Consider the following 12,752-nt stretch of genomic DNA (forward strand, 5'->3'; position numbering starts at 1 on the left):
CCAGGTGACCGGATCTCATCGATATCCCGTCAATACCGCGTCGGTCCGCACTGGTTCGGACGCGATCGGACTGTCCGTGGGCAGTCGACCGGTGTCCCGTCAGCCCCGCTGGTGCACAGTCGACAAGCGGTGCAACAGCAGCAACGCGACGTCGTCCGGGCGCGAACGCCGCTCGGTCACGTTCAGCGTGAGCAGATCGGCCAGCTTTTCCAGGTCCGGTCCCGGCTCGTCCCGGACCGGCCCGGCGTTGCGCGCCCACAGCTCCAGCCCGCCGAGCATCCGGTGCACCGACTCGTCGTAGTCCTCCTCGCGGTCCTCCACCAGGCCGTCGGTGTAGGCGAGCAGCGTCTCGCCGGGCGGCAGGTACTCGACCGCCAGCGGGTACGGCCGCTCGGGGGCCACGCCCAGCGGCGGGCCGCCGGGCAGGTCCAGTTCCACCGCCCGGGCGTCCGCGGTGACCCGGACCGGTGCCGGGTGCCCGGCGCGGGCCGCCCGCAGGGTGCCGTCGGCCGGGTCGAGGGTCAGGTAGAGGCAGGTGGCGAACAGCTCGGTGTCCAGCTCGGTCAGCAGCCGGCTGGTCCGGGCGAGCGTCGCGGCCGGGTCGTGCCCGTCGGTCGCGTACGCCCGCAGTCCGCTGCGCAGCTGCCCCATCACCGCCGTGGCCTCGGCGTTGTGGCCCTGGACGTCTCCGATCACCAGCCCGATCCGGCCGTCCGGCAGCCGCAGCAGGTCGTACCAGTCGCCGCCGATCTGCATGCCCTCGGTGCTCGGCAGGTAGCGGGCGGCGCTGGCGATCCCGGCCAGCCGGGGCAGGGTGCGCGGCAGCATCGCGCGCTGCAGCTCGGTCGCCCGGTGGTGGTGGGTGTCGTAGAGCCGGGCCCGCTCCAGCGACTGGGCCAGGATGCCCGCGAACGAGGAGTAGAGGGTGCGGTCCTCGCGCCCGAACGCGCGCTCGGTGGCGAAGGTGATCAGACAGGAGCCGACCTGCCGGCCGGAGGCGATCAGCGGCAGCACCGCCCACGCGGCCGGGGCGAGCGGACTGCCGGCCCCGGCGCCTGTCCCGGCGCCCGTCCCGCTGCCGGATCCGTCGGCCGGTCCGCCCGCGGGGCCGACCGGCCGCTCCGGCCCGCGGCCGCGCCCGCGCCGGGCCGGCTCGCTGAACAGCGGGGCCGACCGGGCCAGGGCGCGCTGCATCACGCCCTCCGAGAGGTCGGCCAGCCGGGTCAGCTCGGTGCGCCGCTCGCCCCCGTAGACGGTGTGCGAGACGGGGAGCAGCCGGCCCTCGTCGACCAGGTCCAGCACGATTCCGGCGGCTCCGAAGGCCGGCCGGCAGATGTCGGTGACGGCCGTGGTGACGTCCCGGACGGTGACCGCCCGGGACAGCGCCCGGGTGAGCGCCAGCAGCAGCGCCGAGCGGGCCCCGGCGGCGGAGGAGGCGCCCTCGGCGGTGCCGGCGGGCTCCTCGCCCGAGGCGGACGGGGCGTCCGAGCCCGAGCCCGAGCCGGACGAGCCGGACGAGCCGGCCGGGGCGGACGGGGCGGACCGGGCGCCCGGGGCGGAGGGGCCGGGGCCGGGGGCCCGCCCGCCGGGCAGCCCTTCCCCGGGCGGGCGTTCGCCCGGGGCCCGGCCGTGGTCGAGGTCGGCGATCAGGCCGGCGATCCGCACCGGGCGGCGGTGCACGTCCAGCATCACCTCGCCGGTCTCCTCGATCCGGATCACCCCGCCGCCCCGGCGCGGTACCCGGTAGCGGATCCGGTACGGGCCGCCGGTGGCGAGTGCCTCGGCCATCGCGGCCTGGACGTCCGGGAGGTCCTCGGGATGGACCACGAGGTCCAGGGCGGGCGCGGAGGAGGTGCCGCCGCCCTCCGGCGCGGGCCGGCCGACCAGTCGCAGCGCCTGGGCGTCCCAGAGGGTCTCGCCGGTGACCAGGTCGCGTTCGAAGGCCCCGTGCCCGGAGGCCCGGACGGCCAGCGAGAGCATCGAGTGGGCCGTCGCGGCGGCCGGACCGTCGGCGCCGGTGCACAGGCCGGGGCGCACCCCGTCCGCCGCACCCCGGTCCGAGCGCCCCTCGTGTCCCGGACGGCCCGCGGCTCCGTCCGCTCCGCCGAGTGCTCCGGTGCCGGCCCTGGCGTGCTCCAGCAGGTACCCGAGCCGGTGCCCGCAGGCGTCCGCGAGGGTCTCCAGCACGTCCAGGTCGCGCCGGGGGACGGTTCCCCGGTGCGCGAGCGCGAGCGCGAGGACGCCGAGCGGCCGGGTGTCGACGACCATCGGCAGGGTGGCGACGGCGACCATCCCGGTGCCCATTCCGGCGTTCCGGTTCGGATAGTCGGTACTGGTGCGTTCGGGGCTCAGCAGATAGGGGCGGCCCAGCCGCAGGGCCATCGCGGCGGGCAGGTCCCCGGCCGGATCGACCACGCTGTAGCGCTCGTGGGCCCAGTCGGGCAGTCCGTGGGAGGCCGTGAGCCGGAGCATCCCGGTGGAGTCCAGCAGGTAGAGGGCCGAGCCCTCGCCGGTGATCCAGCTGGGCCCCTCGGCGAGGACGGTGCCGAGCAGGTCGGCGGCGCCGGAGCAGCCCAGCAATAAGCGGACGCAGCGCATGGCACTGCGCGCGGTGGGGCTGCTGCGCGGGTCCACGGGGATGGCCGGCCTCTCGGGTGCCTTATGGGGCAGTTAATTCTTAATACCTTATTTCTTAATCGGGTGAGGGGAGAGTCGAACGACGTGCTCCGGGGTGGCCGGGCCGCCTGGTGTGCGTGGGGCCCCGCCGGGTCCGGTACCCTTCTCCGTACGACGTGCCGCCCCAGGGGTGGCGGGTCGTAACGGCGCGGGGCTATAGCTCAGACGGTTAGAGCGCTTCCCTGATAAGGAAGAGGCCACAGGTTCAAGTCCTGTTAGCCCCACACCAGTCCGAAGGGCCCGGAGCAGCACGCTCCGGGCCCTTCGGCGTTCCTTTCCCCGCCTTCACCGCGCCGGGCCGGGCTCAGCGGGGCCAGCCGCGCAGCCCGGCGGTCATGACGGTGATCATCCGCTCCTGGGTCTCCCCGAGGTCCTCGGCGAGCTGGAAGGCGCCGGCCGACGACAGCGCGGCGAAGCCGTGGGCCAGCGAGCGGAAGGTGCGGGCCGCGTGGATCGCCTCGGAGCCCTCCAGCCCGTACCCGCGGAGCACCGCGACGATCACCCCGACCAGCCGGGCGGCCGCGGTCGTCAGGTCCTCGTCCGGCCGCGGGGCCTGCGGCAGCGCGGCGTAGCGGTGCGGGCGCTCGGTGGCGTACGCGTGGTAGGCCCGCAGGACGGCGGCGACCGCCTCGTCCCCGCTCCGGCCGAGCGCCGCCTCGGCGAGGCGGTCGGCCAGCTCCTCGGTGACCCGGACGGCGATCAGCCGGCGCAGTTCGGCCAGTCCGCCGCTGACGTGCTTGTAGAGCGAGGGGGTGGCGACCTTGGCGCGGGCGGCGACGGCGGCCAGGGTGAGGGCCTCGGGGCCCTGCTCGTCGACGATGGCGAGGGCGTGGTCGACGACCTGCTCGGGGGTGAGTCCGACTCGGGGCATCGCGGTTCTCCTGGGGGGCGTGGTGGGCGGCGGACGGGGCGGCGGCCGACTGGGCGTGACGGGTGGACGGCGCGGACGGCGCGCGCGGCGTCAGGCCAGTTCGGCGAGGAAGCCCAGCAGGGCCTCGGCGGTGGCCTCCGGGTGGTCGGCCATCGGGTAGTGCCCGGCGCCCTCGACCATCACCTTGCGCGCCCCGAGCGCGGCGGCCTGCCGGTCGGCGACCAGCTCCGGGTCGCCGAAGTCGGGGTCCTTGGAGCCCATCACCACCAGCGCCGGGCAGCGCACGGCCGAGGTCCAGCCGACGGGCGAGGAGTCGCCGTGCACGTAGCCGCGGGTGGCGGCCCGTCGGCCCGGGGCGCGCAGCGCGGAGACCAGCCCGGCCACGTACTCCTCGTGGTCGGCGGGCTTGGGGCCGGGGAAGGCGGCCTTGCGCAGGTAGAGCCCCCAGAACGCGGGCGAGCGGACCAGCAGCGCGCCCATCGCCCGGACCATCGCCCGCTGCAGGGCGGTGGGCGGCACGTTCTCGACGAAGGCGTCCAGCAGGACGATCCCGGCGACCCGCCCGGGGGCGTCACCGGCGGCTCTGACCACGCTGGCGCCGGTGTAGGAGTTGCCCGCCAGCACGGCCCGCTCGACGCCCAGGTGGTCCAGCAGGGCGAGCACGTCGCCGGCGATGGCGGAGGGGGAGTAGTCCTCCCAGGGGATCGAGGACTCGCCGAAGCCGCGCAGGTCCATGGTGATCACCCGGCGGCCGGCGGCGGTCAGCAGCGGGCGCAGGTGCCGGTACGCGGCCCGGCTGTCGAGCATCCCGGGGAGCAGGACGACCGGGGCGCCGTCGCCGCGCCCGGTGTCGTCGAAGGCGATCCGGCCACCGGGGAGGTCGAGGTAGCGGGTGGCGGGGGCGATGGTGCCGTTCATGGGAGCCTCCTCGGGGCGGGTCATCGGCGAGTGCTGATAGCCATAAAGCTAAGGCTAATAGCCTTAGCCGTCAAGCCCTCCCGAGCGGCGGTCCGCACCCGGCCCGGTCAGACCCCCTCCACCTTGAACGGGTCGTGCTCGGTCAGCAGCTTGTCCAGCCGGGCCTGGTCGACCCTGGTGACGAGATCGGTGGTCTCCTGCCGGTCCCGGACCACCTTGGCCAGGGTGAACGCCGAGGTGACCGTCCAGAGCAGGCCGACGGCGAGGAAGGCCCTGGTCCACGGTTCGACCGGGAGGAAGGCGATCCCGAAGCCGAGGGCGGCGCCGGAGAGGGCGAAGGACAGGACGGCCTGGATGTAGTAGGCGGCCGTGGTGCGTGACTGCATCGGTGCGCTCATGGCGCCCAGAATGGCCGCGCGGCTCCGGCCGCACATGAGTAGTCGTACTCAGATGGGACCCCGTTCGTTGACGTCCTCTCACGTTCGGTAGTGTCAGGTGTCATCAAACGTCACAAATCGCCCATCGGGCCGCGTAGCGTCCGATCCATGTCCGGTCGTCACCAACGGATGGCTTGGAATCGGGGGACTCTCGGATTAACGTTTGATAACGCAGCGCGGTCCGCAACGCCGTACCCAGACGGCACCGTGCGCCGTCGCCTAATCCCGCCGGCCGGCCCTCCGGGCAGGCCATGGGAGCCGGGGAACCATGTTCCTTGGGGTGAATCGGCCGGGTCAGGGCACCGCCCAGGCTCAGCCGTAGGAGACCTTCCTGCTCCGAACCCGTCAGCTAACCCGGTAGGCGCGAAGGAAGGAAAGGAGCGCGCCTCCGTGGCGTCGACGCACACCCAGGCACACCCGTCCGGGTCCTCCACCGGCACCCAGCTGCTCGACCATCCGGGCCCGTTCGCCGGCCACGGCCCCTTCGGCGGCCCCGCCGACGAGAGCGCCCCGCCGGCCGCCGACACCAGCCGGCACCGGATGCCCCGTCAGACCCGCGGCACCGCGCCGCTGCTCGGCGTCACCGCCGTCGCCGCCACCCTGGGCGCGACCGGCTTCGCCTCCGCCACCCCGGCCGCCGCGCCCGCCGTGGAGACCCCCGACGAGACCCCGGTCGCGCTCTCCGCCGACCCCGGCCTCGCACTCGCGGCCCGGATCCAGCAGCAGGCCGACAGCCAGCGCACCGCCGCCGAGGAGACCGCCCGGGTCCAGGCCGCCCAGGAGGCCGAGGCCAAGCGCGCCGCCCAGGTCGCCCAGCAGGAGCAGGCCAGGCGCACCGCCGAGGAGGCCGAGAAGGCCAAGCTCGCGGCCATCAAGCTGCCGGTGCGCGACTACCGGCTCTCCGCCCACTACGGCCAGAGCGCGCGCTACTGGGCGCACCTGCACACCGGCCTCGACTTCGCCGCCGACCAGGGCGAACCCGTCTACGCGGTCGGCCAGGGCACCATCACCTCGGCCGGCTGGGCCGGCGCCTACGGCTACCGGATCGTCGAGACCCTGCCCGACGGCACCGAGATCTGGTACTGCCACCTCTCCTCGATCATCAAGGGCTCCGGCAAGGTCCTCCCCGGCCAGCAGATCGGCAAGGTCGGCGCGACCGGCAACGTCACCGGCGCCCACCTGCACGTCGAGGTCCGCCCCGGCGGCGGCGCCCCGGTCGACCCGGAGACCTGGTTCGAGCAGCGCGGCGTCACCCCCTGACCCCGCCTCCCCCGAGCAGGACGAGGGGCCCCGGCCGCACCGGCCGGGGCCCCTCGCCGTGTTCTACGCCTGCTCCGGCGCCCGCTCGTCGCCGTCCGCCGGCTCCTCGGCCTCCGCCGGCCACTCCCCGTCCGCCGGCTCCTCCTCCTGGGCCCAGGCCGCCTCCTCCTCGGCCCAGGCCGCGTCCAGCCCGGCCAGATAGGCGTCGATCTCGGCCGGCCCCGGCTCCGGCGCCAGCTCCGGGAACTCCGCCACCAGCAGCTCCGGCAGCCCCGGCACCGTCCAGGTCCCGGCCAGCTCCAGCGCCGCCATCGCCGCCGCCTCCTCGAACGCCCCGAAGTCCCCGGCCAGCTCCTCCGGCATCGGCCGGCCCAGCGCCGTCAGCTCGGCCAGGTTCCGGTAGCTGCGCCGCATCAGCCCCTGCTCCAGCAGCCGCCGCGCGCCGTCCGTGGCCATCCCGACCGCCAGCGTCCGGCCGCCGGCCTCCCAGCCCCCGTCGTCCACCGGGTCCAGCACACCGTCCGCCTCCAGCGCCGCGAACGCCGCCAGCCGCTCCTCCTCCGGCAGCTCCCGGAACCCCTCCAGCCAGGCCCGCACCGCCTCTCCGTCGGCGGTGTCCACCCCGGCCGCGCGCAGCAGCAGCGTGTACAGCCGGGGCCAGGTCACCAGGTCCGCCCGGCGCAGCAGTCCGGCCGCCACCTCGCCCTGCCACTCGGCCTCCGCGTGCAGCCGCTCCTGCCGCTTGGCGTTCAGCCGCTTCGCCGCCCGCCGGTGGTCGATCAGCAGCCGCACCGCCGCGCCGTACGCCAGCGGGTCCTGCCCCGGCTCCGGCTGGACGTACAGGTACAGGCGCTCGTACAGCAGGTGCTCCACCGCGGCGGAGGTGAGTTCGGGCCAGCCGTCGTGCATCCTGCCCTCGCCCAGCTCCAACAGCGCCAGCACCGTTCGCAGCGGGCTCTCGGCGACCGGCTCGCGGCCCTCCGCCTCCGCCCACGCGAGCAGCTCGGCGGCCTTGGTGCGCGGGGCGAGCCGCAGGTCTTCGTCTTCCATAACCACGAACCGTAACCGCTGGTCGCGGGTAGGGTCGGGAGCCATGGTCCCCGTTCGACTCACCGGCCCCCGGCTTGCCGTTCGCGAGTTCCACCACACCCCCGAGGACGTGGCCGCGCTGCACGCCGTGTTCGGCGACCCGGAGGCCACCCGCTACCTCCCGTTCGCCCCGCGCGACCTGGAGACCTGCGCCGACCAGGTCGCCCAGTTCGTCGAGGAGGCCGAGAAGGAGCCCCGGGACGTCTACCGGCTCGCGGTCACCCTCCGCGCCGACGCCGACGACCCGGCCCGCGCCGTCCCGATCGGCAACGCCGCACTCGGCCTCGTCCCGTACCGCGCCGCCACCATCGGCTACGCGCTGCGCCGCGACGTCTGGGGCGCCGGCTACGCGGGCGAGCTGCTCGCCCTGCTGCGCGACTTCGCCTTCGGCCCGCTCGGCGTGCACCGGCTGGAGGCCCGGGTGGACATCGACAACGCCGCCTCGATCCGGGTCCTGGAGCGGGCGGGCTTCCGGCTGGAGGGGCGGGTCCGGCACGACTACCGGGGCCCGGACGGCTGGCGGGACGCCCGGCAGTACGCCCTGCTCGCCGACGACCCGGCGGCCGGACGCGCCGTGCAGGGGGGATAACCCCACCCCCGGTTCGCCGGGGAACCGGATGTCCGGCGGGCCCGCGTTTTGACAGGCTTCAGAGGTCGGCGGGAGACGCCCGACGAGCCCCCAACCGCGACCGACCCGAGGGACCGTGACCCGGCCATGAGCACCCACACCACGCAGCGCAGCGAGTACGACGCGTACGACGGCCGCACCGGGTACGCCGAGGACGACGCCGACGACCGCCGGCCCCGCGCCGTCCGCCGCACCGAGGAGCCGCCGTACGCCTGGCGGGCCCCGTTCAGCTCCTACTTCTACCGGGAGGTCGGCTACACGCTGACCGGTCTGCCGGTGGCGATCCTCGGCTTCGTCACCGCCGTCACGCTGTTCTCCCTGGGCCTCGGCACCTTCGTGACGGTGCTCGGCCTGCCGGTCCTGGCCGCGCTGACCACCGCGGCCCGGGGCCTCGGCCGCCTGGAGCGGGCCCGGGTCCGCGGCCTGCTGGCCCTGGACGTCCCCGGTCCGGCCCCGGTCCGGCCCCGCCCCGGCTTCTGGGGCGCCATCACCGCCCGGCTGGCGGACGCGGCCGGCTGGAAGGCCGTGCTGTACCAGGTGGTGATGTTCCCGTGGGCGATCCTCAGCATGACGCTGTCGCTGGTCTTCCTCTGCGTCGGCTGGACGCTCGCGCTCTACCCCGCCTACCACTGGGTGTTCGCGCGCTGGACGGACTGGCCCGGCTACCGGCTCTTCGACTTCACCAACGGCTCCGGCCACCACGTCTACTACATCGAGTCGCCGCTGCAGATCGCGGGCGTCTGCCTGGTCGGCCTGCTGTTCCTCTTCGTCACCCCGCAGCTGGTGCGCGGTCTGACCAACGTCAGCCGGCTCGCGGCCCGGGGCCTGCTCGGCCGCTGAACCGCCGAGCCGCTCGCACCGCCCGTCCCCGTCTGCTCCCCGTTCCGCCCCGCCCCCGTCGCCCCCGTCTGCTCCCCGTTCCGTCCCCGGCCGGCCGATCCTTCGGCCGGCCGTCTGCGGATGCGGCCCCCGGCGGGCCGTGTTCGGATGGCCGCGATGGCCGACCGAACCTCCCCCGCCCCGGCCGCCGCCCTGGTGACCTCCCGTCCGCTGGACGAGTACTGCGGCCTCTTCGGCCTCACCCGGGCCGCGCTCGCCGACCTCCGGGGCCCGCTGCTCGACTGCCCCGGCGGCGCCGCCGCCCTGGCCGCCGAGGCCCGCACGCTCGGCTGCCGGGTCATCGCCACCGACCCGGTGTACGCCCGGCCCGCCGACGAGATCGCCGCCCGCGCGCTGGCCGCCCGGGCGGCCATGGCCGCCGCGATGGACGCCAGTCCCGAGCTCTACCCGCCCCGCCGCCACCGCCCGCCCGAGCGCTACCTGCGCAGCTGGGACCGGGCCCGCCGGCTGTTCGCGGCCGACCGCGCGGCCCACCCCGGGCAGTACGTCGCCGCCGCGCTGCCCCGGCTCCCGTTCGCGGACGGCACCTTCGCCCTCACCCTGAGCGGCTACCTGGTCTTCGCCTATCCCGCGCTCTTCGGGCCCGAGCGGCAGCTGGCCGCGCTGACCGAGCTGGTCCGGGTCACCGCGCCCGCCGGCGAGGTCCGGGTCCATCCGCTGTTCGACGGCGCGGGCCGCCGGGCCGGCCACCTCGACACCGTCCGGCACCTGCTCGGCGAACGCCGGATCGCCAGTGAGATCCGGATCCTCCCGCCGGTCACCGAGGGCGCCCGCCCGCGCCGGATGCTCGTGCTGCGCCGGGTCGGCCGGTCGGCCCAGCCATCAGGTAATGGTTGAAAAGGCATTTCGCCCCTATACTCAGGGCCCGTGACCGAGATCCTGATCATGCCGGCCGCGGCCACGGACGCCGACCGGCTCACCGCCCTGATCCAGCGATGCTCCGCCTACCGCGGGGTGTACGCGCCGATGATCGCCGGGTACCGGGTGACACCCGAGTACCTCGCCCGGCACGAGGTCCACCTCGCCGTGCGCGCCGCCGACGACCACCTGCTCGGCTTCTACGCGCTGGTCACCGAGCCGGCCGACCTCGACCTGATGTTCGTCGCCGACGAGGCGCAGGGCCTCGGCACAGGTCGCCTGCTGATCACCCACATGCTCGACCGGGCCCGCGCCCTCGGTCTCACCGGCGGCGTCAAGGTCGTCTCGCACCCGCCCGCCGAGGCCTTCTACCTGCGGATGGGTGCCGAGCGGGTCGGTACCTTCCCGGCCCGGCCCCCGATCGGATGGGACCGGCCCGAACTCCGCTTCGCGCTCTGAGGCCCGACCCCGTCGGCCCCGGGCCCCGTCAGCCCCGGGGCTCCGAGGCGCCCGCGGCAGGGGCGTCCGCCCCGCCCGCCGTCGGCCCGCCCTGCTGCTGCGGCAGGAACACCGCCGGCTCCAGCCGGGAGAGGATCTTCTCCGCCAGCCAGCTGCGGTCCGAGCCGTAGGGGATCCCGTCCGGCGCCATCAGCCGGCCCGCCACCGCCTCCCGCAGCCGCTCGGTCTCCTCGGCCGGCAGCCGGGACAGCAGCCCGCGGGCCGCCAGCAGCGCGTGGTACTGCTCGAACCCGGAACGCGGGTGCTCGATCGCCTCCAGCACGCTCGGCAGGTCGCCCAGCGCCGGATCGCCCTGCATCAGCGCCAGCGCCTGGACCCGCCGGCCCTCCGAGCCGTCCGCGAACAGGTCCCGCACCTGGGCGGCCGTCAGCGCCGAACGCCGGGCCGTCGACCGGACCTCCGCCACCAGTCCCTCCGACCCGCCCGCGGGGTCGGCCGGCAGCATCGACCCGGGCAGGTCGTCGGGCTTGCCGGTGCTGGTGCCGACCAGGCCCAGGTGCTGCATCGCCCGCATCCGCAGGTCGTCCGCGCCGACCCGGTCGCCCTTGCGGTCCCGGTCCTGCCCGGCCAGGAAGAGGTCCAGCGCCCGGTCCGCGTCCGAGAGCACCCGGGGAAGCGCCAGCCGGGTCAGCAGCCAGCCGGCCAGGAAGCCGAGCAGCACGAAGTAGAGGACGAGCGCGGCGGCGAACGGCGAGGCGTCCGCGCCCCCGCCCAGCACCGGGGAGAGGGTCGAGCCGAGCTGGTCGAGCCGCTCGCCGATCGAGCCGAGCTGGGTCAGGCCGACGCCCAGCAGCACCTTGGTGAGCCAGTCCGAGACCTGTTCGAGGTTGGTGTTGGGCACGTAGGAGCCGTGCGGTTCGGCGCCCGCCGCACCGGTGCGCACCCGGGGCACGCCGAACAGGAACCCCAGCGCCCCGCCGACCAGGGCCGCCGCGCAGGCCACCACCAGTCCGCCGCCCAGGGCCTGCCACGGGTGCGGCCGCCCCAGCGAGAACAGTGCCAGCCCCAGCAGGCCCACCCCCGGCAGCGCTCCCGCCGCGGCCGGCCGAGCCGTCCGCACCGCCGCCGTACCGCCGGTCCGCCGTGTCGCCATCGCCCACACCCCCAGTGCCCGCACCCCGCCCCTGCGGAGCGCGCGCCGACTCTAGGCGCTGTCTCGTCACCGGGGCCAGCCACTGGTCGGGATGCCCTCCGGGCCGTCCCGGAAACCCGTCCGGGAACGCAGACGGCCCGCGGGCTGCTCCTCGGTGCCGGACCCACGAGGGGCCTGGCCGCCGAGGCACCGTGGATGTACCGGTGAGCCCGCGGGCCGGGTGACTGCTGGGAATTTCGCCTGGCCGGGGACCATTGGCCCCACCTTGCGCAGGCAAGGGCGGCTCTAGCGAGCAGCCACCTCACACATCCTGATGGAACTCAACTCAGGATCACCTCCTTTCAGTGTGCCGCCACTGTAGGCAGCGCCCCGGAGGGAGGGCAACGGATTTATCGCGGCCGGATCAGGCCGCCTGCACCTTGTCCTTGAACAGCGCGTAGTCGATCACCTGGTCGGCCGGCGGGGCCTGGACGGTCAGCGCCTTGTCGATGTCGGTGAAGTCCATCTGGCCGCCGCCCTTGCCGCTCTTCTCGATCCGCAGCGGGTACGGCTTGCCCTCGGTGGCGACGTGCAGGGTGACCTCGCCGCCGGAGCTGTTCTGCGACTTGACGCTGAAGGTCTTCGCGCCGTTGACGGTGCCGGCCGAGCCCTTGGTGATGTTGGTGGCCTTGCTGTCGTCGCCGGCGCCGAAGGTCTTGGTGAGCTCCTTCAGGTTGCAGGCGGTGGTGAGCTCCTTCATGTCCGGGTCGTCCTGCGCGCCGCCGATCCAGCGGCCCTTGAGGAGCTCGACGGCCTGGGGGTTCTTCCCCTCGGTGGCGCTGTTCAGGAACGCGGCGTCGGGCTTCAGGTAGACCTGCTTGCCGTCGCCGAGGAGCTCGAACTTGCCCGTCCCCGGCAGGCTCAGGGTGCCCTTGCACTGGCCCTTGGTGTCCACCGCGAGGTCGACGGAGACCTGGTCGGCGTCCTTGTTGACGGTGCCCACGACCTTGACCGAGGTGGCGCCGGCCAGGGCGTCCTTGGCCTGCTTCTGGATCTCCTCGGCGGTGAGCTTCTCGGTGTCCAGCCCCGGCGCGGCGGCGGTCTTTCCGGCAGCGGCCTTGTCGGCGGCGGCGGGCTTGTCGTTGTCGCCGCAGGCGGTCGCCCCGGCCACGAGCAGCAGGCCGATCGCGGTGGTGCTGGCAAGGCGCTTCGACAGCATGAGTGTGTCCTAACTCGGTGCGACGGTCCGCATCCAAAGGAGTTGTCTTTGCACTCAGTATGATCGTCGGCCCCAACAGGTCGATCTTGTCCCGGGGTGCTGTTACCGCCCCGTGGCAGGACCGTGGCCCGGAGCGGACGCCCGCCGTCCGGACCTGGCGCCCGCGCTCCGGAGCGCACGTGTCCCGGAGCGCACGTGCCCCGGGGAACGACGAAGGCCCGGAGGACGAGTCCTCCGGGCCTTCGTTGCTACTGAGTAGCGGGGACAGGATTTGAACCTGCGACCTCTGGGTTATGAGCCCAGCG

12 protein-coding genes, 1 tRNA gene and 1 riboswitch are annotated in these 12,752 nt (G+C 74.8%); of the genes, 6 read left to right on the forward strand and 7 right to left on the reverse strand.

Going from position 1 to position 12,752, the window contains the following annotated elements; genetic code table 11:
* Positions 1-99 precede the first annotated feature (99 nt).
* The gene (locus IF01_RS44605) at positions 100-2,634 is read right to left on the reverse strand and encodes a SpoIIE family protein phosphatase (RefSeq protein ID WP_078880603.1); all 2,535 of its coding nucleotides are present in this window, start codon (positions 2,632-2,634) and stop codon (positions 100-102) included.
* A gap of 192 nt (positions 2,635-2,826) precedes the next feature.
* Here IF01_RS44605 and IF01_RS0135965 point away from each other — a divergent pair.
* Positions 2,827-2,900 (forward strand) — tRNA-Ile (locus IF01_RS0135965).
* 80 nt (positions 2,901-2,980) lie between these two features.
* Here the strand turns inward: IF01_RS0135965 and IF01_RS0135970 are convergent.
* From IF01_RS0135970 to IF01_RS0135980, 3 genes are all read right to left on the reverse strand, one after another.
* On the reverse strand, positions 2,981-3,547 hold the full coding sequence (locus tag IF01_RS0135970; RefSeq protein ID WP_030397836.1) for a TetR/AcrR family transcriptional regulator: 567 nt from the start codon (positions 3,545-3,547) through the stop codon (positions 2,981-2,983).
* 90 nt (positions 3,548-3,637) lie between these two features.
* A complete protein-coding gene (locus IF01_RS0135975; RefSeq protein ID WP_030397837.1) occupies positions 3,638-4,465 on the reverse strand; it encodes an alpha/beta fold hydrolase in 828 nt (275 codons plus the stop codon).
* Positions 4,466-4,572: 107 nt separating this feature from the next.
* Entirely contained in the window at positions 4,573-4,863 is a 291-nt protein-coding gene (locus IF01_RS0135980; protein ID WP_030397838.1) for a YiaA/YiaB family inner membrane protein, read from the reverse strand.
* Between the two features lie 245 nt (positions 4,864-5,108).
* Positions 5,109-5,280: riboswitch (cyclic di-AMP (ydaO/yuaA leader) on the forward strand.
* A 12-nt stretch (positions 5,281-5,292) separates the two neighbouring features.
* Here IF01_RS0135980 and IF01_RS0135985 point away from each other — a divergent pair.
* Entirely contained in the window at positions 5,293-6,162 is an 870-nt protein-coding gene (locus IF01_RS0135985; protein WP_051740652.1) for a M23 family metallopeptidase, read from the forward strand.
* A 63-nt stretch (positions 6,163-6,225) separates the two neighbouring features.
* On the opposite strand, the gene IF01_RS47130 is transcribed toward IF01_RS0135985, so the two are convergent.
* Entirely contained in the window at positions 6,226-7,212 is a 987-nt protein-coding gene (locus IF01_RS47130; protein WP_030397840.1) for a hypothetical protein, read from the reverse strand.
* 43 nt (positions 7,213-7,255) lie between these two features.
* Here IF01_RS47130 and IF01_RS0135995 point away from each other — a divergent pair, with 43 nt between their 5' ends.
* The 4 genes from IF01_RS0135995 (at position 7,256) to IF01_RS0136010 (ending at position 10,096) form a co-directional block, all read left to right on the forward strand.
* The gene (locus IF01_RS0135995; RefSeq protein WP_030397841.1) at positions 7,256-7,840 is read left to right on the forward strand and encodes a GNAT family N-acetyltransferase; all 585 of its coding nucleotides are present in this window, start codon (positions 7,256-7,258) and stop codon (positions 7,838-7,840) included.
* A 126-nt stretch (positions 7,841-7,966) separates the two neighbouring features.
* Entirely contained in the window at positions 7,967-8,719 is a 753-nt protein-coding gene (locus tag IF01_RS0136000; RefSeq protein WP_094745722.1) for a sensor domain-containing protein, read from the forward strand.
* 156 nt (positions 8,720-8,875) lie between these two features.
* The gene (locus IF01_RS0136005) at positions 8,876-9,616 is read left to right on the forward strand and encodes a hypothetical protein (protein ID WP_149030327.1); all 741 of its coding nucleotides are present in this window, start codon (positions 8,876-8,878) and stop codon (positions 9,614-9,616) included.
* A gap of 30 nt (positions 9,617-9,646) precedes the next feature.
* Positions 9,647-10,096 (forward strand): GNAT family N-acetyltransferase, encoded by a 450-nt coding sequence (locus IF01_RS0136010; protein ID WP_341845522.1) that lies wholly within the window; start codon positions 9,647-9,649, stop codon positions 10,094-10,096.
* Between the two features lie 28 nt (positions 10,097-10,124).
* Here IF01_RS0136010 and IF01_RS0136015 read toward each other — a convergent pair whose 3' ends face one another.
* Positions 10,125-11,249, reverse strand: a complete 1,125-nt coding sequence (locus IF01_RS0136015; protein ID WP_157855451.1) for a hypothetical protein — start codon at positions 11,247-11,249, stop codon at positions 10,125-10,127.
* 403 nt (positions 11,250-11,652) lie between these two features.
* Positions 11,653-12,447, reverse strand: a complete 795-nt coding sequence (locus tag IF01_RS0136020; RefSeq protein ID WP_051756878.1) for a hypothetical protein — start codon at positions 12,445-12,447, stop codon at positions 11,653-11,655.
* Positions 12,448-12,752 lie beyond the last annotated feature (305 nt).

The organism is Kitasatospora purpeofusca, from assembly GCF_000718025.1.
Classification (GTDB): domain Bacteria; phylum Actinomycetota; class Actinomycetes; order Streptomycetales; family Streptomycetaceae; genus Kitasatospora; species Kitasatospora purpeofusca.